23 protein-coding genes are annotated in these 23,568 nt (G+C 41.6%); 13 read left to right on the top strand and 10 right to left on the bottom strand.

Annotated elements, in window-relative coordinates; translation table 11 throughout:
- Window positions 1-26: 26 nt before the first annotated feature.
- Both ABJ384_RS09280 and ahpF read left to right on the top strand, forming a co-directional pair.
- The gene (locus ABJ384_RS09280; protein ID WP_180174478.1) at window positions 27-950 is read left to right on the top strand and encodes a hypothetical protein; all 924 of its coding nucleotides are present in this window, start codon (window positions 27-29) and stop codon (window positions 948-950) included.
- Between the two features lie 223 nt (window positions 951-1,173).
- Window positions 1,174-2,739 (top strand): alkyl hydroperoxide reductase subunit F, encoded by a 1,566-nt coding sequence (ahpF, locus tag ABJ384_RS09275; protein ID WP_180174477.1) that lies wholly within the window; start codon window positions 1,174-1,176, stop codon window positions 2,737-2,739.
- A 235-nt stretch (window positions 2,740-2,974) separates the two neighbouring features.
- Here ahpF and ABJ384_RS09270 read toward each other — a convergent pair whose 3' ends face one another.
- The 3 genes from ABJ384_RS09270 to ABJ384_RS09260 all read right to left on the bottom strand — a co-directional run bounded on the left by ABJ384_RS09270 (window position 2,975) and on the right by ABJ384_RS09260 (window position 5,143).
- On the bottom strand, window positions 2,975-3,229 hold the full coding sequence (locus tag ABJ384_RS09270; protein ID WP_086195634.1) for a YfhL family 4Fe-4S dicluster ferredoxin: 255 nt from the start codon (window positions 3,227-3,229) through the stop codon (window positions 2,975-2,977).
- A 13-nt stretch (window positions 3,230-3,242) separates the two neighbouring features.
- Window positions 3,243-4,643 (bottom strand): tRNA 5-hydroxyuridine modification protein YegQ, encoded by a 1,401-nt coding sequence (gene yegQ, locus ABJ384_RS09265; RefSeq protein ID WP_349926937.1) that lies wholly within the window; start codon window positions 4,641-4,643, stop codon window positions 3,243-3,245.
- A gap of 71 nt (window positions 4,644-4,714) precedes the next feature.
- On the bottom strand, window positions 4,715-5,143 hold the full coding sequence (locus tag ABJ384_RS09260) for a Cd(II)/Pb(II)-responsive transcriptional regulator (protein ID WP_349929730.1): 429 nt from the start codon (window positions 5,141-5,143) through the stop codon (window positions 4,715-4,717).
- Window positions 5,144-5,225: 82 nt separating this feature from the next.
- On the opposite strand from ABJ384_RS09260, the gene ABJ384_RS09255 reads away from it, so the two are divergent.
- From ABJ384_RS09255 to ABJ384_RS09245, 3 genes are all read left to right on the top strand, one after another.
- Window positions 5,226-5,849 carry a cation transporter gene (locus ABJ384_RS09255; protein ID WP_349926935.1) on the top strand — a complete coding sequence of 208 codons (624 nt, stop codon included), beginning with the start codon at window positions 5,226-5,228 and terminating at the stop codon, window positions 5,847-5,849.
- A 356-nt stretch (window positions 5,850-6,205) separates the two neighbouring features.
- Window positions 6,206-7,102, top strand: a complete 897-nt coding sequence (locus ABJ384_RS09250; RefSeq protein ID WP_349926933.1) for a reverse transcriptase domain-containing protein — start codon at window positions 6,206-6,208, stop codon at window positions 7,100-7,102.
- Window positions 7,103-7,105: 3 nt separating this feature from the next.
- On the top strand, window positions 7,106-7,441 hold the full coding sequence (locus ABJ384_RS09245; protein WP_349926931.1) for a hypothetical protein: 336 nt from the start codon (window positions 7,106-7,108) through the stop codon (window positions 7,439-7,441).
- 42 nt (window positions 7,442-7,483) lie between these two features.
- Here ABJ384_RS09245 and ABJ384_RS09240 read toward each other — a convergent pair whose 3' ends face one another.
- Window positions 7,484-8,263, bottom strand: coding sequence for a ferredoxin--NADP reductase (locus ABJ384_RS09240; protein WP_005236496.1), 780 nt, complete (start codon window positions 8,261-8,263; stop codon window positions 7,484-7,486).
- Window positions 8,264-8,368: 105 nt separating this feature from the next.
- Here ABJ384_RS09240 and tsaA point away from each other — a divergent pair, with 105 nt between their 5' ends.
- Window positions 8,369-9,097 carry a tRNA (N6-threonylcarbamoyladenosine(37)-N6)-methyltransferase TrmO gene (gene tsaA, locus ABJ384_RS09235; RefSeq protein WP_349926929.1) on the top strand — a complete coding sequence of 243 codons (729 nt, stop codon included), beginning with the start codon at window positions 8,369-8,371 and terminating at the stop codon, window positions 9,095-9,097.
- A gap of 32 nt (window positions 9,098-9,129) precedes the next feature.
- On the opposite strand, the gene ABJ384_RS09230 is transcribed toward tsaA, so the two are convergent.
- Both ABJ384_RS09230 and ABJ384_RS09225 read right to left on the bottom strand, forming a co-directional pair.
- Window positions 9,130-10,125, bottom strand: a complete 996-nt coding sequence (locus ABJ384_RS09230; protein WP_349926927.1) for a hypothetical protein — start codon at window positions 10,123-10,125, stop codon at window positions 9,130-9,132.
- Between the two features lie 276 nt (window positions 10,126-10,401).
- On the bottom strand, window positions 10,402-11,652 hold the full coding sequence (locus ABJ384_RS09225) for a DUF4010 domain-containing protein (RefSeq protein WP_349929729.1): 1,251 nt from the start codon (window positions 11,650-11,652) through the stop codon (window positions 10,402-10,404).
- A 258-nt stretch (window positions 11,653-11,910) separates the two neighbouring features.
- Here ABJ384_RS09225 and ABJ384_RS09220 point away from each other — a divergent pair, with 258 nt between their 5' ends.
- From ABJ384_RS09220 to ABJ384_RS09205, 4 genes are all read left to right on the top strand, one after another.
- On the top strand, window positions 11,911-13,668 hold the full coding sequence (locus ABJ384_RS09220) for a GspE/PulE family protein (protein WP_349926925.1): 1,758 nt from the start codon (window positions 11,911-11,913) through the stop codon (window positions 13,666-13,668).
- Between the two features lie 98 nt (window positions 13,669-13,766).
- Complete coding sequence (locus ABJ384_RS09215) at window positions 13,767-14,135, top strand: NirD/YgiW/YdeI family stress tolerance protein (protein WP_349926923.1); 369 nt, start codon at window positions 13,767-13,769, stop codon at window positions 14,133-14,135.
- Window positions 14,136-14,279: 144 nt separating this feature from the next.
- Complete coding sequence (locus tag ABJ384_RS09210; RefSeq protein WP_349926922.1) at window positions 14,280-14,939, top strand: response regulator transcription factor; 660 nt, start codon at window positions 14,280-14,282, stop codon at window positions 14,937-14,939.
- 1 nt (window position 14,940) lies between these two features.
- Window positions 14,941-16,284, top strand: coding sequence for a HAMP domain-containing sensor histidine kinase (locus ABJ384_RS09205; protein WP_349926920.1), 1,344 nt, complete (start codon window positions 14,941-14,943; stop codon window positions 16,282-16,284).
- 63 nt (window positions 16,285-16,347) lie between these two features.
- On the opposite strand, the gene ABJ384_RS09200 is transcribed toward ABJ384_RS09205, so the two are convergent.
- Window positions 16,348-16,518 (bottom strand): hemin uptake protein HemP, encoded by a 171-nt coding sequence (locus ABJ384_RS09200; RefSeq protein WP_349926918.1) that lies wholly within the window; start codon window positions 16,516-16,518, stop codon window positions 16,348-16,350.
- 138 nt (window positions 16,519-16,656) lie between these two features.
- On the opposite strand from ABJ384_RS09200, the gene ABJ384_RS09195 reads away from it, so the two are divergent.
- A complete protein-coding gene (locus tag ABJ384_RS09195; protein WP_349926916.1) occupies window positions 16,657-17,556 on the top strand; it encodes a thiamine phosphate synthase in 900 nt (299 codons plus the stop codon).
- A 51-nt stretch (window positions 17,557-17,607) separates the two neighbouring features.
- Here the strand turns inward: ABJ384_RS09195 and ABJ384_RS09190 are convergent, their stop codons facing one another.
- Window positions 17,608-18,174: a tetratricopeptide repeat protein gene (locus ABJ384_RS09190; protein WP_349926914.1), complete on the bottom strand. Its 567-nt coding sequence runs from the start codon at window positions 18,172-18,174 to the stop codon at window positions 17,608-17,610.
- 15 nt (window positions 18,175-18,189) lie between these two features.
- Window positions 18,190-20,583: a penicillin-binding protein 1B gene (gene mrcB / locus ABJ384_RS09185; protein ID WP_349929728.1), complete on the bottom strand. Its 2,394-nt coding sequence runs from the start codon at window positions 20,581-20,583 to the stop codon at window positions 18,190-18,192.
- Window positions 20,584-21,029: 446 nt separating this feature from the next.
- Here mrcB and ABJ384_RS09180 point away from each other — a divergent pair, with 446 nt between their 5' ends.
- Both ABJ384_RS09180 and ABJ384_RS09175 read left to right on the top strand, forming a co-directional pair.
- Complete coding sequence (locus ABJ384_RS09180) at window positions 21,030-21,935, top strand: NAD(+) kinase (RefSeq protein ID WP_180041853.1); 906 nt, start codon at window positions 21,030-21,032, stop codon at window positions 21,933-21,935.
- 3 nt (window positions 21,936-21,938) lie between these two features.
- The gene (locus ABJ384_RS09175) at window positions 21,939-22,211 is read left to right on the top strand and encodes a DUF1315 family protein (RefSeq protein WP_086195677.1); all 273 of its coding nucleotides are present in this window, start codon (window positions 21,939-21,941) and stop codon (window positions 22,209-22,211) included.
- Window positions 22,212-22,482: 271 nt separating this feature from the next.
- On the opposite strand, the gene ABJ384_RS09170 is transcribed toward ABJ384_RS09175, so the two are convergent.
- Window positions 22,483-23,487 (bottom strand): glycosyl transferase family protein, encoded by a 1,005-nt coding sequence (locus ABJ384_RS09170; protein ID WP_180081366.1) that lies wholly within the window; start codon window positions 23,485-23,487, stop codon window positions 22,483-22,485.
- Between the last annotated feature and the right edge of the window lie 81 nt (window positions 23,488-23,568).

Raw genomic sequence — 23,568 nt, 5'->3', positions numbered from 1 at the left:
ATTGCCAGCACTTTAGGAGAAAGCGTTTGCCTCCCTTAGATGAATATGCTGTGAATTCGCAACAGATTGAAACAGGTGTGGTGATGCTGAAGATGCGTCAACGCAATGTGATGTTATGGGCGATCACCAGCAGCACCATTTTCCTTGCTTCAGTGGTGGCTTTTTTTCTACAGCATGATTTTGTCTATAGTTTTTTCGGTATTACCACGGAACTGAAGCAATTGCATATACCGCTCAGTGTAGATGCAAACCTTGCTGAACTTGGTCAGCATCGGGATTATTTTAGCAACCTGTTGTCATGGTTTGGCTGGCTGATTCTGAAGCTGTTCGTTTCTTTTATGGGTGCATTTTTTGTCATTCATTTTCTAAAAAAAATCCGCTTTTTCTATGTCCGTTTTCAGTCTTTTATTTTGAAGTTTGTGGGCTGGATCATTGCTTTTATTATGCTATGGTCAGGCTTGACCTATCTGCAATATGATTTAAATAATGAAGAGAATGATGCCTATAGGGAAGTGATTCAATACGATAAAAATATTCAGCAAAGCGAGCTGGCACAGTATTTACAGCGAAGTGAAGTCGATGAGCCAGTCAAAGCTTATTTACTGGCACAAGCCGCGTTGCTGCATAAACCGGTTGATAAAGATGCTGCTATTCCACAAGTTTTAGCTCTGGTTAAAGCCGAAAAAACAGATCCTGATTTTTTTGAATATGGTTTTAAGCCTGAACAGCTCTGGACCATGCAACACCAGCTTTATGGACAAAGTCTAACGCCAATGGCAAAGATTGTTTCCAGACAGGTAGCTCAGGCAGAGCAAATGAGTTCAGTGGTACAAATTTTGATTATTGCTGCTGCCATACTGTTCGGAATTTTAAGTGCAATTCTACTGCTGCTGTCGCAGCATTTAAAAAGGCGAATATTCAGAGTTGAGCAGCGTATGCAGCTTAAATGATGCATTTCAAAAGCCCCGGAATGGGCTTTTATTATTTTTTGATGCCTTCTTTTAGTCAGATGATTCAGGCAATGCTGAAGGGCAGGATAGACCAAAACAGGGTAAAACTTATTTAATTTAATATTTCGATTATAATTATAAAAACAAACTGTTTTACCTATTTAAATATTTATTCTACTATAGCTTTATTAAATAAGCATTTACTCCCTTGGAGATGTTAGCCATGTTAGACCAAAATACTTCAGCACAACTTAAAACACTGTTGGAACGTCTTGAAGGCCCAATTGAACTGATTGCAACTCTAGATGGGTCGGATAAATCTGACAAGATTAAAGAACTGGTGACTGAAGTTGCAGCTTTGTCTGATTTAGTGACTGCCCGCTTCGACGGTACAAATAAACGTGCCCCAAGCTTTGGGGTGGCAAAACAAGGGGAAGAACCGCGTGTCTTCTTTGCCGGTTTGCCGATGGGACATGAATTTACTTCCCTCATTCTGGCCTTGTTACAGGTGTCAGGCTATGCCCCAAAAGTGTCAGATGAAGTCCTGGCACAGATCAAGGGTTTAAATTTAACAGCTGATTTTGAAGTGTTTATCTCGCTCAGCTGCCATAACTGTCCGGACGTGGTACAAGCCCTAAACTTAATTGCGATCTATAACCCGGGCACCACGGCCACCATGATTGACGGTGCATTTTTCCAGGATGAAGTGGAACAGCGCAAGATCATGGCGGTACCAATGGTGTTCCAGGACAACGCCCACATTGGTCAGGGCCGTATGACGCTGGAAGAGATCATTGCCAAACTGGATAGCAATTCTGCAGCCAAAGATGCAGCAAAGTTAAATGCCAAAGACGCGTTTGATGTGCTGGTGATTGGTGGCGGTCCTGCCGGCAACACCGCAGCGATTTATGCCGCGCGTAAAGGCATTAAAACCGGAATCGTAGCGGAACGTATGGGCGGTCAGGTCATGGATACCATGGACATTGAAAACTTCACTTCCGTACAGAAAACCCAGGGTCCGAAATTTGCCGCCGAAATGGAAGCGCATGTACGTGAGTATGGTGTGGACATCATGAACCTGCAACGTGTATCCAACATCAAAGGTGCAGATGAAACGGCGAATGGCCTAGTTGAAGTCACTTTGGAAAATGGGGCGAAGTTAGAATCGAAAACCATCATTCTATCGACTGGTGCACGCTGGAGAGAGATGAATGTTCCGGGTGAGCAGGAATACAAAACCCGTGGTGTAGCATACTGTCCGCACTGTGACGGTCCATTATTCAAAGGCAAACGTGTTGCGGTGATTGGTGGCGGTAACTCTGGTGTGGAAGCGGCGATTGACCTGGCCGGGATTGTAGAGCATGTAACTTTGGTTGAGTTTGATACCAAACTGCGTGCCGATCAGGTCTTACAAGACAAGCTCAACAGCTTGCCAAATACCACCGTGATCAAAAATGCGCTGTCGACTGAAGTAGTCGGTGACGGTTCACAGGTCACTGCACTGAAATACAAGGACCGTGCTACCAATGAGGAACATACGATTGAACTGGCGGGAATTTTTGTACAGATCGGTTTGTTGCCAAACACGGATTTTCTGAAAGAAACCGCTGTTGAACTGACCAATCGTGGCGAGATCGTGATTAACGAGCGCAACGAAACCAACGTGAAGGGTGTGTTTGCTGCCGGTGACTGTACCACAGTGCCGTACAAGCAAATCATTATTGCTACCGGTGAAGGTGCGAAAGCATCTCTATCTGCCTTTGATTACATTATCCGTTCGGGACAGTAACTAAAAAAGCCAAAGTGGCTATGTAAACATAGACACTTTGGCTTTAGTTCCCCAAGTTTTTGTTTTACCCTGTTTATAGGAACTCAGCATGCTAACTCTGGGTTCCTTTTTTTATTATGACCATTTCCATGGTTATTCTGTTCTTCTGCATTTTTTGTTTTGCCTTTTTTATTGTTCTTTCCCCAAACTTGTTGTATTTAATTAAGCAATTTTAATGCCATCTCCAAAGATTTTTTTAAGATTTGAATAAATTCAAGTCCTTAAACTTCTGCATCAACTGTTCTTGCGTCTCCATATGTTCAGGATGAGGAATAATGCACTCAATTGGACACACGGCTACACAGGTTTGGTGCTCATAAAAGCCGACACATTCTGTACAGCGCTTCACATCAATTTCATACACCTTGTCACCCTCATAAATGGCCTCATTCGGACATTCAGGCAAACACATATCGCAGTTGATACATTTGTCAGTAATCAATAGAGCCATGTTGTATGGATACTCAAACAGCTTGGTACGCTAAAGATGAAGCCGAGATGTCTGCTGTTGAATTCGGTAAGTTGCGAATCAACAGGGCATAGTTCATGTCAACATCGGCAGGGACAGGAATATCCACGATATGGCCTGAACCTTTGGCATCTTCAATCAGATTACCTTTTTTATCTTTCATTTCTGTTAAAGTAAAAGTGATATTGCCTGAAGTGGTCATCAGCTCAAGTGAGTCACCGACCACAAAACGGTTTTTGACTTCAATCTTGATGTAGTCACCGTTACGCTCTAATACTTCACCAACAAATTGCTGATGGTCAAAACGCGATGAACCGGTTTCATAATTTTGATATTCAGTATGTACATGACGACGCAGGAAACCTTCCGTATAACCACGATTTGCCAGACCTTCTAGCTGAGTCATCAGGGATGGGTCAAATGGCTTGCCCTCTAGTGCATCATCAATCGCTTTACGGTAGATCTGTGCAGTACGCGCGCAGTAGAAATATGATTTGGTACGACCTTCAATTTTTAAGGAATGAATGCCCATTTTGGTTAAACGGTCGACATGCTGTACTGCACGCAAGTCTTTAGAGTTCATGAAGTAAGTGCCATGTTCGTCTTCTTCAGCTGCAAACATGTCTTCTTCATTGCGTTGTAATAAAACCGGTTCGCCAAATTGGTGTTGTTCTAGGGCGTGTTGCTCATCGGCATCTTTGTTTTTGCAGCATGATGATGATTCTTCAATTTGTTGAACTGGAATCACATCTCCAGTTTCATCTTCAGCTGCTTCGTGAATTTTGTAGTCCCAGCGACAGGCATTGGTGCAGGCGCCTTGATTAGCATCACGTTTATTCATATAGCCAGAAAGTAAGCAACGACCGGAATAAGCCATACATAATGCACCATGCACGAAAACTTCAATTTCCATGTTAGGAACATTATTTTTAATTTCTTCAATTTCTTCGATAGAAAGTTCACGTGACAGAATGACACGAGTGAGTCCCATGTTTTTCCAGAATTTGACTGTTGCCCAGTTGACAGCATTGGCTTGTACAGACAGATGTACAGGCATGTCGGGAAAATGTTCACGCACCATCATAATCAGACCCGGGTCAGACATAATCAGTGCATCTGGATTCATGGCAACCACAGGTTCCAGGTCACGAATGAAGTTTTTTAACTTGGAGTTATGCGGCTGGATATTCACCACCACATAAAACTTTTTACCTAAGGCATGGGCCTCGGCAATACCAATGGCAAGATTGTCATGATCGAAAGCATTGTTACGCACACGTAAACTATAACGTGGCTGACCTGCATATACCGCATCGGCACCATAGGCAAAAGCATAGCGCATGTTTTTTAGTGAGCCGGCAGGTGAAAGAAGTTCTGTAACGTGAGTAATGCTCATGACAAAATTAAAGGCATATTAAAAATATGGCTTAATTGTATGGATTTAAAAATTAGATTCAACCCAGTAAATTAGTTGGATATTTCCTTATTTTCGGCTTCAAGTTGTTTTAAAATCTGGCAACTGTCAATGGTTTTGGTGCTACTGCAAGAGGCGCGTAGCCGGATGAGCTGTTGTTGAAATTTTTGTAATTCTATAATTTTATCAGTGACTTGTTTAATATGTTGTTCAATCAGCTGATTCACTGCATGGCAGCTTTGCGAGGGCTGCTGTTCTAGTTCAAGCAACGCTTCAATCTCGCTGAGTGAAATATCGAGCGTGCGACAGCGTTTAATAAACATCAGTCGTTTGAATGTATTTTCATCATAATAGCGATAATTATTGTCGCCACGAAAGCTGGGTTGGAGCAGATTCTTCTTCTCATAAAAACGGATCGTGTCAGTGCTGAGCTGGGTCTTATTGGCTAATTCTTTAATTAAATAATATTTAGGTGTATTCATACTTGACATTGGAGTTACTCCATAGTTTTGAATAACAATAATACAAACAAGGTTTTAAATAAAGTCATAGAGGTGGTGAAAAATGGCATGTAGTTGCAGTCATGAACCTGCACCGCAAAAGCCACATAGTAAATTTCGGACTGCTTTGTGGATTGCGCTCATTATTAATATTGTGATGTTTATCGTGGAATTGATTGGGGGAGCATATGCCCATTCATCGGCACTGTGGGCAGATGCACTCGATTTCTTTGGGGATGCGGTGAATTATGGCATCTCACTTGCCGTATTGGGTGCAAGCCTATACTGGCGTGCTACGGTGGCGTTGTTAAAAGGCGTGACCATGGCGCTGTTTGGTTTTGTGGTCATTGCCAAAGCACTCTATGCCTATGTACAAGGCATTCCGCCCGAAGCCATGACTATGGGGGCAATTGGTCTGCTTGCTTTAATTGCCAATGTCACTGCGGCAGTGATTTTATATGCCTTTCGTGATGGTGACTCAAATATGCAGTCGGTCTGGTTGTGTAGCCGTAATGATGCCATTGGTAATGTCGCGGTGATTTTGGCTGCCGTCGGTGTGTTTGGTACAGGGAGCATGTGGCCTGATATTGTCGTCGCTTTAATTATGGCAAGTTTAGGTTTAACAGCAGGGTATCAGATTGTTAAACAGGCTTTGGTTGAGCGGGTACTTCCCCATGAGTCGAGTTAATTCACATATAAGTTGTAAATCAAATAAGCTGTAAATCAAAGCTGTATAGAGGTGGCTTCGTTAATTGGCGGTAAGGAGTTTTTTGAATAGAGGTTTGAAAAGGTGAAATTATTTTTTCAAAATTTACTTGAAATTTAAGACTATAATCTCTAAATATGATGTAGATATTTTTATGCTCTTTCGAGCACCCAATCGCACCTAGAGTCACAGGACGCATCATTGTGTTCCGAGTACTTGGCAATGGCGACCGACAAGGTTTCATCGTTGAGTAAGACGAATAGGAAGCGATATGCTGCAACTCTGCAACTCTGCAACTCTGCAACTCTGCAACTCTGCAACTCTGCAACTCTGTGACCATGACCTTGCAAGAGCATAGTGAAACGGGAATGGAATTTTATCAATATTGTCAGCAAGAGTTTGATGCTGAGCTAAGTAAATTCAAAACGAAACTGGGTAAGAAAAAGTCAGCTTTAACATATCATTCAAAATATATAACAGTAGATGAATTTTTTGAAGATAGAGAGAAATATAAAGTAGAAATAATAAATTCTATTCAATTAAATAAGTTTAAATTTGATCCTCTCACCCCAATTTTTCTTCCAAAAGATAAAGACAGTTACCGTATGGTATGTGTGCCTTCGGTAAAGGATAGATTGATCCAGAATTTATTTATGTCTTATTTAAAAGAGGTTCATTCAAATCAATATAAGAGATTCGCTACCAATGATTTTTCTTTAAAAGGTAATGGTGGTGTAAAGTCTGCACATGACAAGTTAATAAATTTAAGAAAAAATTATAGGTATGCTTTAAAAACAGATATTTCCTCATTCTTTGATGAGTTAAATAGGCAAACTATCTTACATTTATTTAAAACAAAAATAGCAATTCCAAATTTCGATAACTTTTTCAAAGAGATGATCAATGCTGATCCAAGTTATAAATTTCTTCAAGCAACATCAGAAGATCAATTCAAAAAGTTTTCTGAAATTTTAAAAGTTAAAAGAGGTAAAGGGATTAGACAGGGCATGCCAATAGCTTCTTTGCTGGCTTCATTTTATTTACAAGATTTTGAAGCAATATTGGCAAAAGCAAAGATAAATTATATTCGATATGCAGATGATCTTGTGGTATTTGCTAATAAAAGAGAGGAAATTAAAAACTACTTTGATCTTATAAGGGCAGAATTATTAAAAATACAATTACATATACCTGATATTGGAGTAGGGAAATCAAAAATTTATACCCAATCTTAAACTTTGATATTCTTAGGGCTTGAGCTTAAGAAAATTAATAATGAATATAGATTATTTATTCCTCAAAAAGCATTTACTGAGCTAAACAAAAAAGTTATAGAACTACAAGGCTATAAAAAGAATATAAAAGCTAATTTAAACTTTTATAAGACCTGCCAAAAAATGGATCAGATTTGTAATGGTTATCTAGTTTGTTATGAGTTCACTGCTAATTTAGATGACTTTAAAAAACATGTAGAAGAAAGAAAGTCATTTGTATATAAACGTCTACTTGCACCTTTAGGTATTGATTACACAAAACTTTCCTCTGAAAAGAAAAAATATTTCTTTAATGAATAAAAAACCGGGCAATTCAGCCCGGTTTTTTAGATTCAAGGAATCTTATTTTTCAACGAATGCACGTTCAATCACGTAATCGCCTAGAACACCCATACGTGGAGATTCTTTTAGACCGTGCTGATCAAGAAGAGCAGCTACGTCGTCCAGGAATGCCGGGCTACCGCAAAGCATGGCACGGTCAGTTTCCGGGTTGAAACGTGGCAGACCGATTTTCTCGAACAATTGACCAGATTCAATGGCAGTGGTTACACGACCTTGAGTATGGAACTCTTCACGAGTTACAGTTGGGTAATACACTAATTTTTCTTTAGCACCTAACTCACCAAAGAATTCATGGTTTGGAATTTCGTTGAGAATTAAATCTTGGTATGCCAATTCTGAGATGAAACGTGTACCGTGAACCACGATGATTTTTTCGAAACGTTCGTAAGTTTCAGGGTCACGAATTACAGATAGAAATGGAGCAAGACCAGTACCAGAAGAAAGAAGGTACAAGTTTTTACCCGGGTTCAAATCGTCCAGAACCAAAGTACCTGTAGGTTTTTTAGAAACCAGAATTTCGTCACCCACTTTTACTTTTTGCAGAATAGAAGTTAAAGGACCATCTGGAACTTTAATAGAGAAAAACTCGAGTTCTTCTTCGTAGTTAGCACTTGCAATTGAATAAGCGCGCATTAAAGGCTTACCATTCACTTCAAGACCGATCATCACAAATTGTCCGTTTTTAAAACGCAATGCAGTATCACGAGTGGTTTTAAAAGAGAATAAAGTGTCATTCCAGTGGTGGACGTGAGTAATCTTTTCGACGTTGAAAGCAGCCATTAAAGGTCTCAATAAGTTATCAAATTAGAACAGCTTACTATTCTAATCTAAAAACATTCTCGATAAACTGAATATATTTAATTGAACTTATCAGAAAAAGTGATTATGACTGAGCTTAAAATGCCAATAATCGGGTATATGAGATCGCCCTATAAAGAAAAATTTGGCATTCCACGCCAACCCAATCTGGTACAGGTTGAGTCCTATATTGAAATGGTTGAACCTTATAATGATTTACTGGCTTTTGAAGGGATTGATGAATTTAGTCATCTCTGGCTGTTGTGGCAGTTTCATGAAAATAAAAATCAGCAAGAAAGTCAAAAGTTTAGACCACAAGTTCGTCCACCGCGTCTGGGGGGGAATACAAAAATCGGGGTATTTGCAACACGCAGTATGTACCGTCCATCACCGATAGGTCTATCAGTTGTCCAGCTGAAAACAGTGAAAAAAGTTGGCAAGTCTGTACGTGTGTATGTGACAGGGAGCGATCTTCTGGATGGCACGCCGATTGTCGATATTAAACCTTATATCCAATATTCAGATGCTGTTGTTACGGCGCAAAGTGGTTATGCACAGGATGAACCTGAACGACATTCTGTGATCTGGACAGAAAATGCCGAACAGCAAAAGCAAGATTTAATGAAAGGCCACAGGTTAAATAGTCAAATTGTGAATGAACTGGAACAGGTGTTATCGCTTGATCCAAGGCCGGCTTATCAAAATGATGCAGATAGAGTGTATGGAATGCTATTTGCTGACTTGAATGTGAAGTTTAAGGTGGATGACCATAAGGTGCAAATTCTCGAAATTTTGACGTCAAGAAAGGAGCTTTAAGCTCCTTTCTTTATATCGCTCGCTTGAGCTGTTTAAGGTTTCATTGAATTTTGAATAAACTGTGCTGCAGTGTCATTATACCAGCTACATTCATTGTTCAAAGTTTCAATTTCTTGAATGGTCAGTTGGCGCTCTGCATTAGTTAATGTACTGCTCAATTTGTCCTTTTGTTCTTGAATGTACTGCGCTAAGCTGTATTCGATCCCTTCTAGATAGCGTCCAGCACCATAGTAGTTACCTTTATATTCTGCAGTGCCATAAGTTGCGCCTGCATCTGTACCGTCATAGGAATATAAGTAGGCAATGGTATCTTTATAGGTTTTCTTAAAGATGTGCTTGTCATTTTGGGTATAGTCTGCTGCATAACTATCAAAAGCGAGTTTTTTGTCACTATTGTCACTGGTGTAGAGATAAATATTCTCTTGATTATTGCTGTGAATACTATTTTGTAAGCAATATGCACCAGCAGGGAAAGTTAGGTCTTTAACTGAATTATAATAAGCAAGGCGCTGTGCAGAAATATTTGAAATCGAATTATTTGCAATTTTCCATTGATCTCTGGACTCCAATGTCGCCAAGGCATTTTTGCCGCTGAGGTCAATTTTTTTGAAATTTGTGCTGAATATAAGGCCGGTTGAGCCAACAGGGGAATAAGGTTTATGTGTAAATACTAAATTGCTTAAAGATCCTGTCCCTGCTAAATATCCGTATTTGGAATTTTTGGGTCCTAAATCTTGATAAACACCATCTTGAGTAACAAGAATGTCATTGTCTGGTATAGGTGAATCATCTTGAACATATACGTTGCCTTGATCAAGGGTAATTATATTATGAATAAATTCAAGTGGTTCATTGACTGCATAGCCAGCTTCAATTTCAAAATAATGCCATTGTTGAAAATTTTGATTTCCTTCGGCAGATCCAGAATTTGTACTTTGGTAAGCGCTGTCTGAGCCACCTCCGCCGCCTCCACAGCCAGTCAAAGTTAATGCTGTAATAATTGATAAGCTCAGATATTTAAGCTTCATGATGAAACACCCCCATTATTATTGGTTAAAAATTTAAGTTTTATGATCATAGGAAAAAATATGCCAATATATGTCTTTCATAATTATTGATACCCTTTTATTTTTCTTCCCTAGGGAGAAATAAATGGGATTTATGAAAGAGGTCTCATCATTAATTATTGTTTTAAGAATGTAAATGATTAATTATTACTTTAAAAATATTATAAAAATCATTATTTTAAATTTAACTAAAGGAATATTTTAATTAATTAATAATAGTTAATAATTAAATTCAATTTAACGCTGTACCAGCCACCAAAGTACACCGATCAAAACAGCCATATGCAGAATTTGTACCGGTGCAAAATAAAGTGCAAATTTTAATCCTCCGCTTATGGCTGCATTAATGCATTTAGAAACGGCATGCGCAGCCAGACCTAACATCATTGCATAGAGTAAACTGCTATTTGTAGGTTCACCTTGAACAACCACAGCGGCTGCAGCGGCATGAATTTCAAACAGTGAAGCCAGTAGTGTACCTGCAATTAATCCGGAATCACCCAGTAAGAGTTCCAAGCCATGTACACCGGCCTGAATGACCGTTAATGTCCCTGCAATAATCGCTGCTTCCTTTAGGCTAAACATGGCACTATCTACAGGTTCTGTTTCTTCGACAGGCCCTGCTTTACGTAAAAGCCAGTAAGCGCACAGTGCTAAAATGCTGATGGCAATGAGCGAGGGAAATATCAGCAGCTTTAGCCAGATTAAGGAGACTCCTCCTACCACAATCAATAAAAGTACCAAAGTGGATATACATGACATCAGTGCTGCACCGGCATTGGATCGGGCATCTGCTTCTTCATTGCGTACTTGTATACCTAAATGTGCAATCATTGCTGTACTGGAAACAAATCCGGAAGCAATTGCAGAAAGTATGAGAGCTTTCTTACTTGAAAGTAAACGTTTGGCAATGTGTGCCAATGCTTGCACGACAAGAATCAGGGTGAGCAGTTTTAAAATAATATGCGGATTAAGCACGTTGCCCCATAAAGGCGTATCAGGGGTCAGCGGTAAAGCGATTAAAATTAGGGCCAGTAAAAATACACCATCTTTAAGTTCTGCCCCGGTAATCCATTTTCCAGCAATCCCATGCATGGACTGTTTCATCATTAAAATGAAGGTCAGTATCACAGAGAGACTAGCAGCCAGCGTAATATTCCACACACACAGCGCACCAATGAAATAAGTCATGACAAAAGCCAGTTCGGTGGTAACCCCGGGATCTTGCAGCTGGTTCTTCAGTGAAAAAATACCGATACCGCCAACAATCAGTGCACCAATCACGCCAAAGATATCGCCAAAAGCAAAACACAAGGCACCCAGTAAAGCGCAGATTGCAAATGAGCGAACCCCGGCAAAACTATGCTGATTTTCACGTTGCTTGCTACGTTCACGTTCCAAACCAATCAGCAAGCCACAGCCCAATGCTGCTGCCATAATCATCAGCAAGGCTTGAAATGATGTACTTTGAAGGGGCAGATTCAGCATATTATTCACAGGGAAAATCCAATTATCGGGTTATGCATATTCAGCTGCTGAATTAAACAGCATATTCGGCATTATTGGCTATAAATGTCCGAAAGTAAAAGCATAATGCTGATGAAAAACAGCTATAGTTTATTTTGCAGTAAACGGTTGTATAAATCAGTTTAGAAAAAGATATGGGGATATCTTTTTCTAACAACGGACTGAAGCGGGATGATCTTTAGTTTGTTATAGTGTGTGAATGTTTTGGGGCATATAATAATGAAGTTTAATTTTGAAATGGATACATCTTGGTGTCTGGAACAACTACAAAAAGACGGACGTATTACCGAACGTAACAAGCTGCTGATCCAAACCACACACCGTCAACGTGAGCAACTGAAATGGCATCCCTTGCAGTGGATAGCACATTTTAATCTGGTCGATCAGGCGCATCCACAATCGACCTTAACCTTAAACCGCTTGTGCCAGTGGATTGCAGACAAATCCAATATTCCTTTTTATATTATTGATCCCTTGAAGGCCGATGTTGGTGCTTTGACCAATATCATGTCGCAAGAATTTGCCCTGCGTAATAAAATTCTGGCCGTTGAAATTCAGCCGGACAAAGTCCTGATCGCCACCGATCAACCGTTTAAAACGGAATGGGTGGCCAATCTTGAACATAGTATTGCCCCGAAAAAAATTCAGCGTGTACTGCTCAGTCCGGATCAGTTGCAGCGCTATCTGGTGGAATATTATCAGGTGAGCCGGGCGGTTAATTCATCGCAAAAAAACAGTGCTTATGACCGTGATAACAAAGGCGTAGAAGCACTATTGCAACTGGGCGATACGCAAAACCCGGATGCCAATGACCAACATATTGTCAAGCTGGTGGATTGGGTGTTGCAGTTTGCCTTTGAACAGGGTGCCAGTGATATTCATCTGGAACCCCGTAAAGATACCGGCAAGGTGCGTTTCCGTATTGATGGGGTATTGCATACCATTTATAAAATGCCGGCCAATACCCTGACCGCCGTGATTTCGCGGATTAAAATTTTAGGCCGCATGAATGTGGCGGAAAAACGCAAACCGCAAGATGGCCGTTTAAAAACCCGTACGCCTAAAGGACAGGAAACTGAGTTACGTCTATCCACCTTGCCGACCGCTTTTGGCGAAAAAATGGTGATGCGTATTTTTGACCCGGAAGTGTTGGTACGCAGTTTTCAGCAGCTCGGTTTTGAAGGCGGGTTACTGAATGATTGGCAGGCTTTAACTGCACACAGTCATGGCATTATTTTAGTCACGGGTCCGACCGGTTCGGGAAAAACCACCACGCTGTATTCTTCACTCAAACAGCTCGCAACTGAAGAAGTCAATGTTTGCACCATTGAAGATCCAATCGAGATGCTGGAACCGAGCTTTAACCAGATGCAGGTGAATCAGGGGATTGATTTAGGTTTTGCTGACGGTGTGCGTGCGCTGATGCGTCAGGACCCAGATATTATTATGGTTGGCGAGATTCGTGATCAGGATACCGCCAATATGGCGATTCAGGCCGCATTAACCGGTCACTTGGTGTTATCCACCTTGCATACCAATGATGCACCCTCGAGTTTGACCCGACTGCATGATTTAGGGGTACAGCCATTTTTAACTTCAGCCACGATTTTAGGTGTACTGGCACAGCGTTTGGTACGTAAACTTTGCCCGCATTGCAAACAGGAAACCTTTATTAATGAACAGGAATGGAAGCATTTAACCTTTGATTATGCACTGGAAATGCCAAACTTTGTATTTCAGGCGGTGGGTTGTGAAGAATGTCGCCACACCGGCTATAAAGGACGTGTCGGCATTTATGAGTTTATGCCTTTAAGCCTTGCGACCAAACAGCTGATTGGTGCAGATGCGACTTTAAACCAGCTCCGTGATCAGGCGAAAAAAGAAGGGATTGAGCCGCTACGTATCGCGGGGGCGCGCAAAGTGCTGGCAGGAATGACCACTTTGGAAGAGGTGTTACGCGTTGTTCCACTGAATTGAAATACTGTTTGAAAATGAAGCTATCTTAAGATTCACCTCATCTTGATTTGTTTTAATCATGCTATTGAAATGAGCAACAACTTAATGAGGGTTTGAGCATGAACATGCTTTCTAAAGCAGCTTTAATGACCGCTTTGGTCGGTGCAACAACATTCGCCGTGGCAAATACTACCGTAAATCAAGCTGCAATTGCACCACAAAAAGCCACTACGGTTAAACAGGCTTTAACTTTAAAAGATGACAGTAAGGTACAGCTTAAAGGTTATGTGGTAAAAGCAGTCGGGGATGAAAAATACCAGTTTCGTGATAATACCGGCACCATGACCGTCGAGATTGACGATGAGTTATGGCAAGGTAAACCCGTAAATGCCAAAACGCCAGTGACCATCATCGGTGAAGTCGACATCGATTATAAACCGGCTAAACGCATTGAAATTGATGTGGATGTGGATGCCATCCGTTTTTAAGTGATGCCATGATAGATCAAGATGTAAGAGATTCTTCCTGATTTCTCCCCAAAACCACATGCATGTCATGTGGTTTTTTTGCAATCATGTGGTTTAAAAAACTGTTATCTTAAACAAAAACATATCCAGACATGAGAACAAGATATGCGAATCTTAGTGGCAGAGGATGATGCTTCCCAAGCAGAAAGCATCAAAACATGGTTGGAAATGGATGGCTACAATATTGACTGGGTGGAACGTGGCGATCATGCCATTTTAGCCATTGAACAGCATCAGTATGACTGTATTCTGCTCGATCGCGGACTACCCAAAGCCAGTGGTGATGACATTCTTAAAGTTCTACGTGCGCATCAGCAACAAACCCCTGTGATTTTTATTACTGCGCGGGACAGTATTCATGACCGTGTTGAAGGGCTGGATTTGGGTGCCAATGATTATCTGGTTAAGCCTTTTAGCCTGGAAGAACTTTCTGCGCGTGTACGTTCGCAATTACGCCAGCATCAAAGCAGTGCCGGACAATATCTGCGCTATGCAAATTTAGTCCTCGATCCACAGGCCAAAACGCTGATTCAGGATGGAAAGACCGTCAATTTAACCGCCAAAGAGTTTCAGATTTTACATAAACTAATGCAAAAGCCGGAGCATGTAATTACCCGTGAACAGCTGGAAGAATCACTTTATGCTTGGGGCGATGAAATAGAAAGCAATGCCATAGAAGTGTTTATCTATCAATTGCGTAAAAAGATTGGCAGCCGATATATCAAGACCCTTCGTGGTTTGGGCTATCGCATGAGTCAGGGTTAGTATGTCAAAAGCCATTTCTCTACAAACCAGGTTAATCAAGACCTCATTATTCAGTTCCATGTTGGCTGGGGTTTTGGCCTTGCTGCTTTTTGTGGGGATTTCGCTGTACCAGACCATGCAGGTACAAGACCAGATCATGGATGAAATTGCAGATATGCTGTTGATTTCAGATGTAAGTAAGAGTTCAGGACAACAGGTCGATGAACTCAGTGATGAATTTGATATTCAATACCAGTTAAAAGATCAGCAACAGGTGCTGAGCGAATCAGAAAATTTCCATTTGGACCATCTGTCTTCAACGTTCAAAAATAATGCCGATGAAGGTTATGATCTGATTTGGCACGATCAGCAGTTGTGGCGTATCTACACCTCGCAAAATCCTGAACTGAATACGTCGGTATTGCTATTGCAGCCGATGGGAGAGCGCTTTAAAGCTTTGGCTCAAAATGTCATGGGCTATGGCCTGATTTTAATTGTGCTCTGGTTCATTCAGTGGCTGATTTTACATTTTGCCGTGAAACGCCAATTTAAAGTCATTCATCAACTGTCCAGAGAAATTTCAGCTAAAAGTGCGGATGATCTCGCACCGATTCAGCAGCAAGTACCTGAATTAAAAGAATTACAGCCGATGGTATGGCAGCTGAACCAGTTATTACAGCGGCTTGAACAATCTCTGGTGGCAGAACAGCGCTTTACTGCGGATGCTTCGCATGAATTACGTTCACCCTTATCGGCCATTCAAATGCGTTTGCAGGTACTGAAACGTAAATATCCGGAACTCGACCAAGACTTGGCGAGTATTCAAAATGATGTCAACCGTGGCACACAGGTGTTAGAAAACTTGCTGTTACTGGCACGACTGGACCCGGCTCATATGGGTCAACTGCCCAAGTCTGAAATGGATATGAATAGGGTAATCAATGAGGTCTTGCAAGCCTTACAGCCCTTTGCCGCCGAGAAAAATATTCAAATCCAGACACAATTCGCCGAAAATCTGCTGATTACTGGCAATGACAAACTCATTTTCAGTTGCCTGCGCAATCTGTTGGACAATGCCATCCGTTATGCTGGACAAAATGGTCATGTATGGATTGAGATGCAGCACAAGCAATCATACATCAGCATTGTGATTGAAGATGATGGACAAGCTGTGACAGAAGAGGTTTTACAACGACTGGGTGAGCGCTTTTATCGGGCATTGGGTACTAAAACCCAAGGTTCAGGATTGGGGTTGTCGATTTGTAAAAAGATTATTGAGTTACATGCCGGTGAAATTCATTTTTCTCGGTCGGCACATGGTGGATTAAAAGTTGAACTGCAATTTCCGGTGCATATGCAGCGTTAAAAAGCAGTATGTTTGCGCTCATACTGCTTGTTTCCACGTTTATTATTGTTGAGTGAATTATTTTTATTTGGTCAGAATAAGACGATTGTTACGGGTTAAACGTAGACGGTATTCTTCTCCGGCATGCATAATCCGAATTTCTCGTCCAAGAGCAAACAGGTTGTTCGAGTGCAACATGGGAAGTGAGTGAGCTGCATCGTTATTACGGCTAAATAGGCTAAATGGTGCGTTCATTCCGTCGATTCCGTGGTATGTATTGAATTATTTAAATGATAATCATTATCAAATAATTCTGTCAATTAATTATTTAAGATTTTATAAAAACTTAAATTTGCTTACACTCTGTAATATTTTCATGCCGAGGAACAGGGAATGTTTAAACCCATCATTGATGTTGCCATTGCAATTTTACTCCATCAGAACAATGTGCTGGTCGGCTGGCGTGAAGCGAAACAGCATCAGGGCAATAAACATGAATTTCCGGGAGGAAAAGTGGAGGAGGGTGAAACGCCTTTGGCGGCATGCCGCCGTGAAATTTATGAAGAAGTGGGAATTGGTCTGCATGAATGGCATGCCTTTGATGTGATTGTTCATGAATATGAAGATGTAATCGTCAAGCTGCATTTATTTCATGCCATTGTACCGACTGCTTTATTGAATGAAATTCAACAGCCGTGGAGCTGGTATAGCCGTGAAGACTTGTTGAATCTAAATTTCCCTAAAGCCAATTTAGCCATAATTCAGCGCCTGTATTGGCCCCATCAGATTAAAATTTCAGTGCAGCTGGATGATCTGGCACAGTTAAAACAGGATCAGTTGTTATATTGGCGTGTCGAAGGAACTCAGCAGCAGCTCACGGAACTGGCTAAGCGCAGTGTGGAGCATTTGTCTCAGCTGATTGTCAATGTTGATATTTTTGAACAATTAAACTCGATTCAACAGCAAGCCATTTCCGCCATTCATTTAAAACAGCCACAACTGATGGCATTAAAGCCGGGTGATTTGCAGATCGGTAAACGTTACATTGCGGCATGTCATGATTTGGCTTCAATGCAACAGGCGCAAAACATCGGTTGTGATGCAATCTTACTGAGTCCGGTTCTGCCTACAGCAACCCATCCAGAGGCTGTAGCATTGGGATGGGAACAGTTCAAGTGCTGGGTTTCACAGGTCGATATACCGGTTTTTGCCTTGGGCGGCATGCAGGCGGGTGATCTTGCCATTGCTAAAGAGCAGGGTGGTTATGGCATTGCCGGGATGAGATTTTTATAAAACAAAGACAAGAGGATGTATTGAGACGATCAGTTCAATATCTCCTCAAGTTTATAAGCCTTGCAGGGCTTTTTGCGCCTGTTGAATGGTTTTTTGATCTTTTTGCTGTTGTGCAGCTTTTAAAATGACCTGCCAAAGCTGTTTCTTCATGGCATGGGTTTGTGCATAACTAAGCCCGCGTTGTGCCAAAGCTTGAGCATTTGCCGGCCGATTCTTTTTATTGGCAATCAGGGCCAGATACAAGAAGGTTTCAGCAGATTGCGGCGCAAGGCGTTGAGCTTGCAATGCCGCAGCTTCAGCTTCATTCCATTGCCCTTGCTTATAGGCGAGTTGAGTTTTTTGCATGAGCTTTTGAAATGCAGGTAGCTGGCGGCCATCATCAAACTGCTGTTTGCTTTGTTGCTCAGGAACAATCACCTGCATCTTTTTACGTTGAATTTCTTCACGTTCATAAGGGGTGATGACCACGCCTGCAGGGGTTTTAATGTCCCGCTTTTCTGTCTGGGCAGGTTTTGGTGGCTGTTTGTTCTCAGGGGCAGGCAGGCTTTGACAGCCCGCCAAAGCGATCAAGCTCAGAATAATCAGCCCGTGTTTATGCCGTTTAAATTGCCCATTCATGCTTAACGTTCACCCTTAATTGTCAAAACTACCGCTTGAAATTACCCGATCGCTAGAACCATCATTCTGCGCTTCAGTGTCACTTTCACGGATATAGTTACCAATACTATCGTTTTGATCGACGGGTGTCTGATTGTTTTCAGTATCAGGTGTGTCAGCAGGTTCTACCTGATAATGCGGTATACCACAACCGGTGGCCTGACGTGGCATGTTACTGCGTAGTAAGGGAATGTACATCGCACCTTCACAGCCTTGTGCGGATAGATGACCCGTCGAACGATCAATCCATTGCCATTGCACACTGTCAGTTTGACGCAAGTTAACCGGTTTTTGACGCAACTGTTTCATGACATTAATCCAGACCGGAAGTGCACCTGAAGAACCGGTTAGACCAGTCACCTTGTTATTATCCAGACCCAACCAGACTACGCTGAGATAATTGCCTGAATAGCCTGCAAACCATGAGTCGCGGGTATCATTGGTGGTGCCCGATTTGCCTGCCAGTTTCAAGTCAGCAGGGAAAGCACTATAAGCTGCACGTCCCGTACCAGAGTTCATGACTTGCTGTAAACCATAATTCAAAATATAAGCTGCAGAAGCGTCGATGGTTTGTTGTGGCGTCAGACCATAACGATCGAGCAGGCGTCCATTGGAATCGACCACTGAGCGAATGGACTTGATAGGATATTTGAAACCGCCGGTTGCAAAATTGCCGTAAATACTCATCACTTCCATCGGTGACATATCAATTGCACCCAGGAAGATCGACGGATAGTTTGGAATATTGGCAGTCACGCCAAATTTTTTCAGATGATTGCTAAAGGTGGAAATACCAAATTCCTGACCCAAACGTACTGCCGCGAGGTTATAGGAGTTTGCCAGGGCTTCGGACATAGGAATAACACCGTGTGCACCACCACTGTAATTCCTAGGTGTCCAGTTTTTACCTTCACTTAAGATGCTGATGGCACTATCTTCAATGGGACTGGCCCAATTATAGCGTCCTGACTCGATTGCGCTTAAGTAAATGACCGGTTTAAGCAAGGAACCGACCTGACGTTTTGCATCCAGCGCACGGTTAAAGCCAGTAAAGTCCTGAGTCGAACCTAAAGCAGCAACCAGTTCGCCATTTTCAGGATGAGAGATTAAAACAGCACCTTGCAAATCTTTTAAACGTTGCGGGTTGGCATTGGCCAAATTGGAAACAGAGGCTTTAAATGCTTCCTGTACCTTGGTTTGGGCAATCGGGTCCAGCGTGGTAAAGATTTTTAACCCTTGATTGGTCAAGTCGCCTTCCTGATATTCGGTGCGTAGCTGTCGACGTACAATATCCATGAAATCCGGGAAGCGGGCAGGTCCCAAAGTGGGTTTTGCAATGACATTTAATGGTCGTGCAACTTCTCGTTCATACTGTTCTTGGGTCAGATACCCCATCACCAGCATGTTGTGTAACACGATATCGCGACGTTTTTTTGCACCTTCCGGATTTTTCCATGGATTAAACAGGGACGGTCCTTGTACCAGACCGACTAAATAAGCCTGCTGGGCAATATTCAGTTCACGTAGCGGTAAGCCAAAATAGAACTGTGAAGCCAGACCATAGCCATTAATTGAATAACTGCCATTTTGCCCCAGATTCACTTCATTTAAATACGCTTCCAGAATTTCATCTTTGTCATAATGAAGCTCAATCAGCATGGCCATCAGGGCTTCATTGACTTTACGTTTTAAGGTTCTTTCTGGACTTAAATAGAAATTCTTCACCAGCTGCTGGGTCAGGGTAGAACCGCCCTGACGTTTGCCACCAGTGAGATTGCTGACTACAGCACGCGCTGTACCACGAACCGATATGCCATGATGATGATAAAAATTACGGTCTTCTGTTGAGATCAGTGCTTCAATGAGCGGTTTAGGCACATTATTAAGCTTAATCAGCACACGGTCTTCATTATGTTGCGGATAAATTCCGCCAATCAGTAAGGGTTCTAAACGTGCAATGCCGGTAGAAGAAGGTTTGGTTGCACTGACTTCACCAACCTGATTATCATTAAAGGTAACTTTTAACACCTGCTCAGGTTCAACGCTGTCACCAAAGTCGAAGCCGCGGGTATGCACATAGATTGCATCACCGGAGCTTACATAATTGCCGGATTGGGCATAGCTATCAGAACTTTTATAGCCCAGCAGTTTGAGTTCCTGAGTGAAGTCTGTCTGGTTGACCGGCGCATTGCTATAAATCTCCAAAGGACGGGCAAAAACTTTTGCCGGAATGTCCCAGCGTTGACCTTCAAATTTATTGCGTACAATATTATCCATTCGGATTAAATAGATACTAAAAGCTAAGAAGATGCCAATGACTAATATTGAGAAAATAAGGGCCACTAAACCGATACCGCGTTCAGACTTCATCAATGATTATAAGATCCAAATAAATTGTGCTAATCATGCGAAGCTTTTCATTTTTTTGCAATAATTAATCTGTGAATGAAGAGAAAATATAACAATAAACCGCACAAAATATTTGTAATGAGTCTTTGATTTTATAAAAGATATTATTTTTAGTATTCAAACCGTATTTGCAAATAAATATGTTCATATTAAAGCAAGTGAACAACACTACACCTCTAATTTATTCTACTCAAAGCAATTTTGTAAACTGGGTAGCTTTTAGCATAAAAAATCAGGTTGATTATGGCTTTAAGTTTATGCAAGGTGAACAGATCTGAATTACTGGCTAAAATCAGGTTTAGTTTTTGAAATCGCTGGATGGTCAATGCAATCTGAACTTAAAGCTTTTTAAAATGAACAGGGTTAATGCTATGATAGGCAGGAATCGTAGCGGAGCGATGACCTAGGTGCAAATTTCACATAAAACTTTTCGTAACATTGGACTAATAGGACGTCCAGATAAATCCTCCGTCGTGGAAACTTTAAGTCTTATTCATGACCATCTTTTAAGTTTGGGTTTACATCCTGTTTTTGATTCGGAAACAGCAGCCCTCGTCCCTTATAGCAATACGCAAACGGTAAGCCGCAGTTTACTGGGTGAAGTGGTGGATTTGGTCATTGTGGTCGGTGGTGACGGTTCTTTGCTGCATGCCGCACGAGCCCTGGTCAGACATAATACCCCTGTCATTGGGGTCAACCGTGGGCGTTTGGGCTTTTTAACCGATATCAAGCCGACTGAGGTTATTTTTAAGCTGGATCAGGTGCTTAAAGGCGAATTTCAGCTCGACCGCCGTTTCTTGCTGGAAATGGAAATCCGCTCCAAAGGTGAAAGCATTTATGATGCGATTGCCTTGAATGATGTGGTTTTACATTCCGGCAAGTCGGTTCATATGATTGACTTTGAACTGAATATTGACGGTCAATATGTCTATCGTCAGCATAGTGACGGTTTGATTGTTTCGACGCCTACCGGCTCTACCGCTTATGCACTTTCTGGTGGTGGACCGATTGTCCATCCGAGTATGGATGCCATCTCTTTGGTGCCGATGCACCCGCATACTTTGTCTTCACGCCCGATTGTGGTCGGTGGACATAGTGAAATTAAGATTATCATTCGTGAAAACCGTGTTTTACCGATGGTCAGTGCCGATGGTCAACACAGCGTTTCACTCAGTGTCGGGGATAGTTTGCATATCCGCAAACATCCATTTAAATTGAATTTACTTCATCCACCCGGTTATGATTTTTATATTGCTTGTCGTACCAAGCTGGGCTGGAACCAAGATTTTGACTCTTTACAACAGCAGGATTAAATGATGAATATTGAACAAATGCTGGCCGTACTCGATCCTGAAATTGTTGCGCGTTTAAAGACAGCAGTGGAAATTGGTAAATGGCCGAATGGCGTAGCACTTACTCAAGAGCAGCGTCAAATCTGTATGCAAGCGGTTTATGCTTGGGAAATAAAAAATTTACCTGAGACTGAACGCAGTGGCTATATTGACCGCGGTACCAAAGAAGAAGATGAACACTGCGATTCACATGACCCGCAGCAAGACGAAGAATTCAAGCCGATTCGTTTTGTTTAAATATTTATTTGTAATAAAAAAGACACTGCGGTGTCTTTTTTATATTTTAATTTTTTGAAAGGCGCGATTGTATCTTCCCGATAAACCTCAATTTATAGAAGCTCATTCTGTTACTTTGGATAAGCCCAAAGTAACCAAAGGCATTGCCATTCGCAAAACTCGATTAATAGTGTCATGGGATGAATGTTTCGCAGAACCATTTTTATCAAATGAAGTCCTGCCTCGAACAGTTGCGAATGGCTTTGTCACGTATCCAATACTCTGCATCAAATTAGATTTTAGACTTACGATTTAGCCATAGCTCTTTTGCTTTTAATATCGCCTCTTCATAAGAAGCACAAGCTCCCATCGTGTATAAAGCAATTGCCATGGTTTCAGTGACAGCAATTTCGCCATATTCATGATCTTGCTTGCCTTCCCAAACCGCTTTAAAAACTGCTAAATCCAGTTCTTCTTCAACAGGACTACGGTTTTCAGTTAATTTCGGTAATTCATGTTCGTACAGCTCGCCATTTTTAATCCCACAGATTAAGGTTTTAGCATCCGGATTCCGTTCAAATTCACCACCTTCGCCTTTAATCACTGCACTATTTTGATAGCCCAGTTTAAATGCCGCCTGCTGGTGTGAAGTACGATAAGCCGGATGGAAAATAGCCTGCACTGTAGCTTTGGCATTAAAAGGATTAATTAAACGGGCTAAAGTATGAATAGGTGAGCGCAAGCCCATCACATTACGTAAAGAAATTAGATCGCTCAAAATAGGTGAAATCGCTGCTAAGGGCATATAAGCAAAATTGCGTTGCTGTAACTGCTGTTCCACCTCGCTGTCATTCTGGCAAATTGGATAACCCAGATATTCCAGAACCTGTTCGGTATAAAGGCGATTAATGGTATGTCCAGATGCGCCATGCATCACGACTTTATAGCCGTGTTGTGCCAGGGTCAGCGCTGCCAATAAGAACCAGGGATAATGTTTGCGTTTGCCAGCATAAGATGACCAGTCCAGATCCACATCTAAAGCTTTAAAACTGAGCTGATCACGGGTGGCTTGTACAAAACCGGCCAGCTCATCGACAGACTCTTCTTTAACACGCAGTAGCATGAGGAAAGCCCCCAGTTGAACATCCAAAACCTCATTTTTCAGGATCATGCTGAATGCCTGATAGGCTTCGTCAAAAGTCAGCGAACGGGCACCGTTTTTTCCTTTGCCTATAATACGGACATATTGTGCGAAAGGATGTTCAGCATCTTTGTAGATATTTCTTTTGGTTTGCATAAGGAGTATTTCTTGGCAAAGGAAAATAGGATGGATAATAGTTTATAAAGATAAGGTAAATATTTCAGCCTAATTTAAATA

It is taken from the genome of Acinetobacter sp. A1-4-2, assembly GCF_040233925.1.
Classification (GTDB): Bacteria; Pseudomonadota; Gammaproteobacteria; order Pseudomonadales; family Moraxellaceae; genus Acinetobacter.
This window is presented reverse-complemented; position numbering and strand designations above follow the sequence as displayed.

Coding starts and splice junctions, on each gene's coding strand:
- yegQ (WP_349926937.1), bottom strand. CDS start 4,643: ATGAGCATTACTCACGTTACAGAACTTCTTTCACCTGCCGGCTCACTA.
- ABJ384_RS09175 (WP_086195677.1), top strand. CDS start 21,939: ATGAATATTGAACAAATGCTGGCCGTACTCGATCCTGAAATTGTTGCG.
- ABJ384_RS09255 (WP_349926935.1), top strand. CDS start 5,226: ATGGCATGTAGTTGCAGTCATGAACCTGCACCGCAAAAGCCACATAGT.
- ABJ384_RS09250 (WP_349926933.1), top strand. CDS start 6,206: ATGACCTTGCAAGAGCATAGTGAAACGGGAATGGAATTTTATCAATAT.
- ABJ384_RS09230 (WP_349926927.1), bottom strand. CDS start 10,125: ATGAAGCTTAAATATCTGAGCTTATCAATTATTACAGCATTAACTTTG.
- ABJ384_RS09190 (WP_349926914.1), bottom strand. CDS start 18,174: ATGAATGGGCAATTTAAACGGCATAAACACGGGCTGATTATTCTGAGC.
- ahpF (WP_180174477.1), top strand. CDS start 1,174: ATGTTAGACCAAAATACTTCAGCACAACTTAAAACACTGTTGGAACGT.
- ABJ384_RS09270 (WP_086195634.1), bottom strand. CDS start 3,229: ATGGCTCTATTGATTACTGACAAATGTATCAACTGCGATATGTGTTTG.
- ABJ384_RS09170 (WP_180081366.1), bottom strand. CDS start 23,487: ATGCAAACCAAAAGAAATATCTACAAAGATGCTGAACATCCTTTCGCA.
- ABJ384_RS09215 (WP_349926923.1), top strand. CDS start 13,767: ATGAACATGCTTTCTAAAGCAGCTTTAATGACCGCTTTGGTCGGTGCA.
- ABJ384_RS09220 (WP_349926925.1), top strand. CDS start 11,911: ATGAAGTTTAATTTTGAAATGGATACATCTTGGTGTCTGGAACAACTA.
- ABJ384_RS09210 (WP_349926922.1), top strand. CDS start 14,280: ATGCGAATCTTAGTGGCAGAGGATGATGCTTCCCAAGCAGAAAGCATC.
- ABJ384_RS09260 (WP_349929730.1), bottom strand. CDS start 5,143: ATGAATACACCTAAATATTATTTAATTAAAGAATTAGCCAATAAGACC.
- ABJ384_RS09205 (WP_349926920.1), top strand. CDS start 14,941: ATGTCAAAAGCCATTTCTCTACAAACCAGGTTAATCAAGACCTCATTA.
- mrcB (WP_349929728.1), bottom strand. CDS start 20,583: ATGAAGTCTGAACGCGGTATCGGTTTAGTGGCCCTTATTTTCTCAATA.
- tsaA (WP_349926929.1), top strand. CDS start 8,369: ATGACTGAGCTTAAAATGCCAATAATCGGGTATATGAGATCGCCCTAT.
- ABJ384_RS09240 (WP_005236496.1), bottom strand. CDS start 8,263: ATGGCTGCTTTCAACGTCGAAAAGATTACTCACGTCCACCACTGGAAT.
- ABJ384_RS09200 (WP_349926918.1), bottom strand. CDS start 16,518: ATGAACGCACCATTTAGCCTATTTAGCCGTAATAACGATGCAGCTCAC.
- ABJ384_RS09225 (WP_349929729.1), bottom strand. CDS start 11,652: ATGCTGAATCTGCCCCTTCAAAGTACATCATTTCAAGCCTTGCTGATG.
- ABJ384_RS09195 (WP_349926916.1), top strand. CDS start 16,657: ATGTTTAAACCCATCATTGATGTTGCCATTGCAATTTTACTCCATCAG.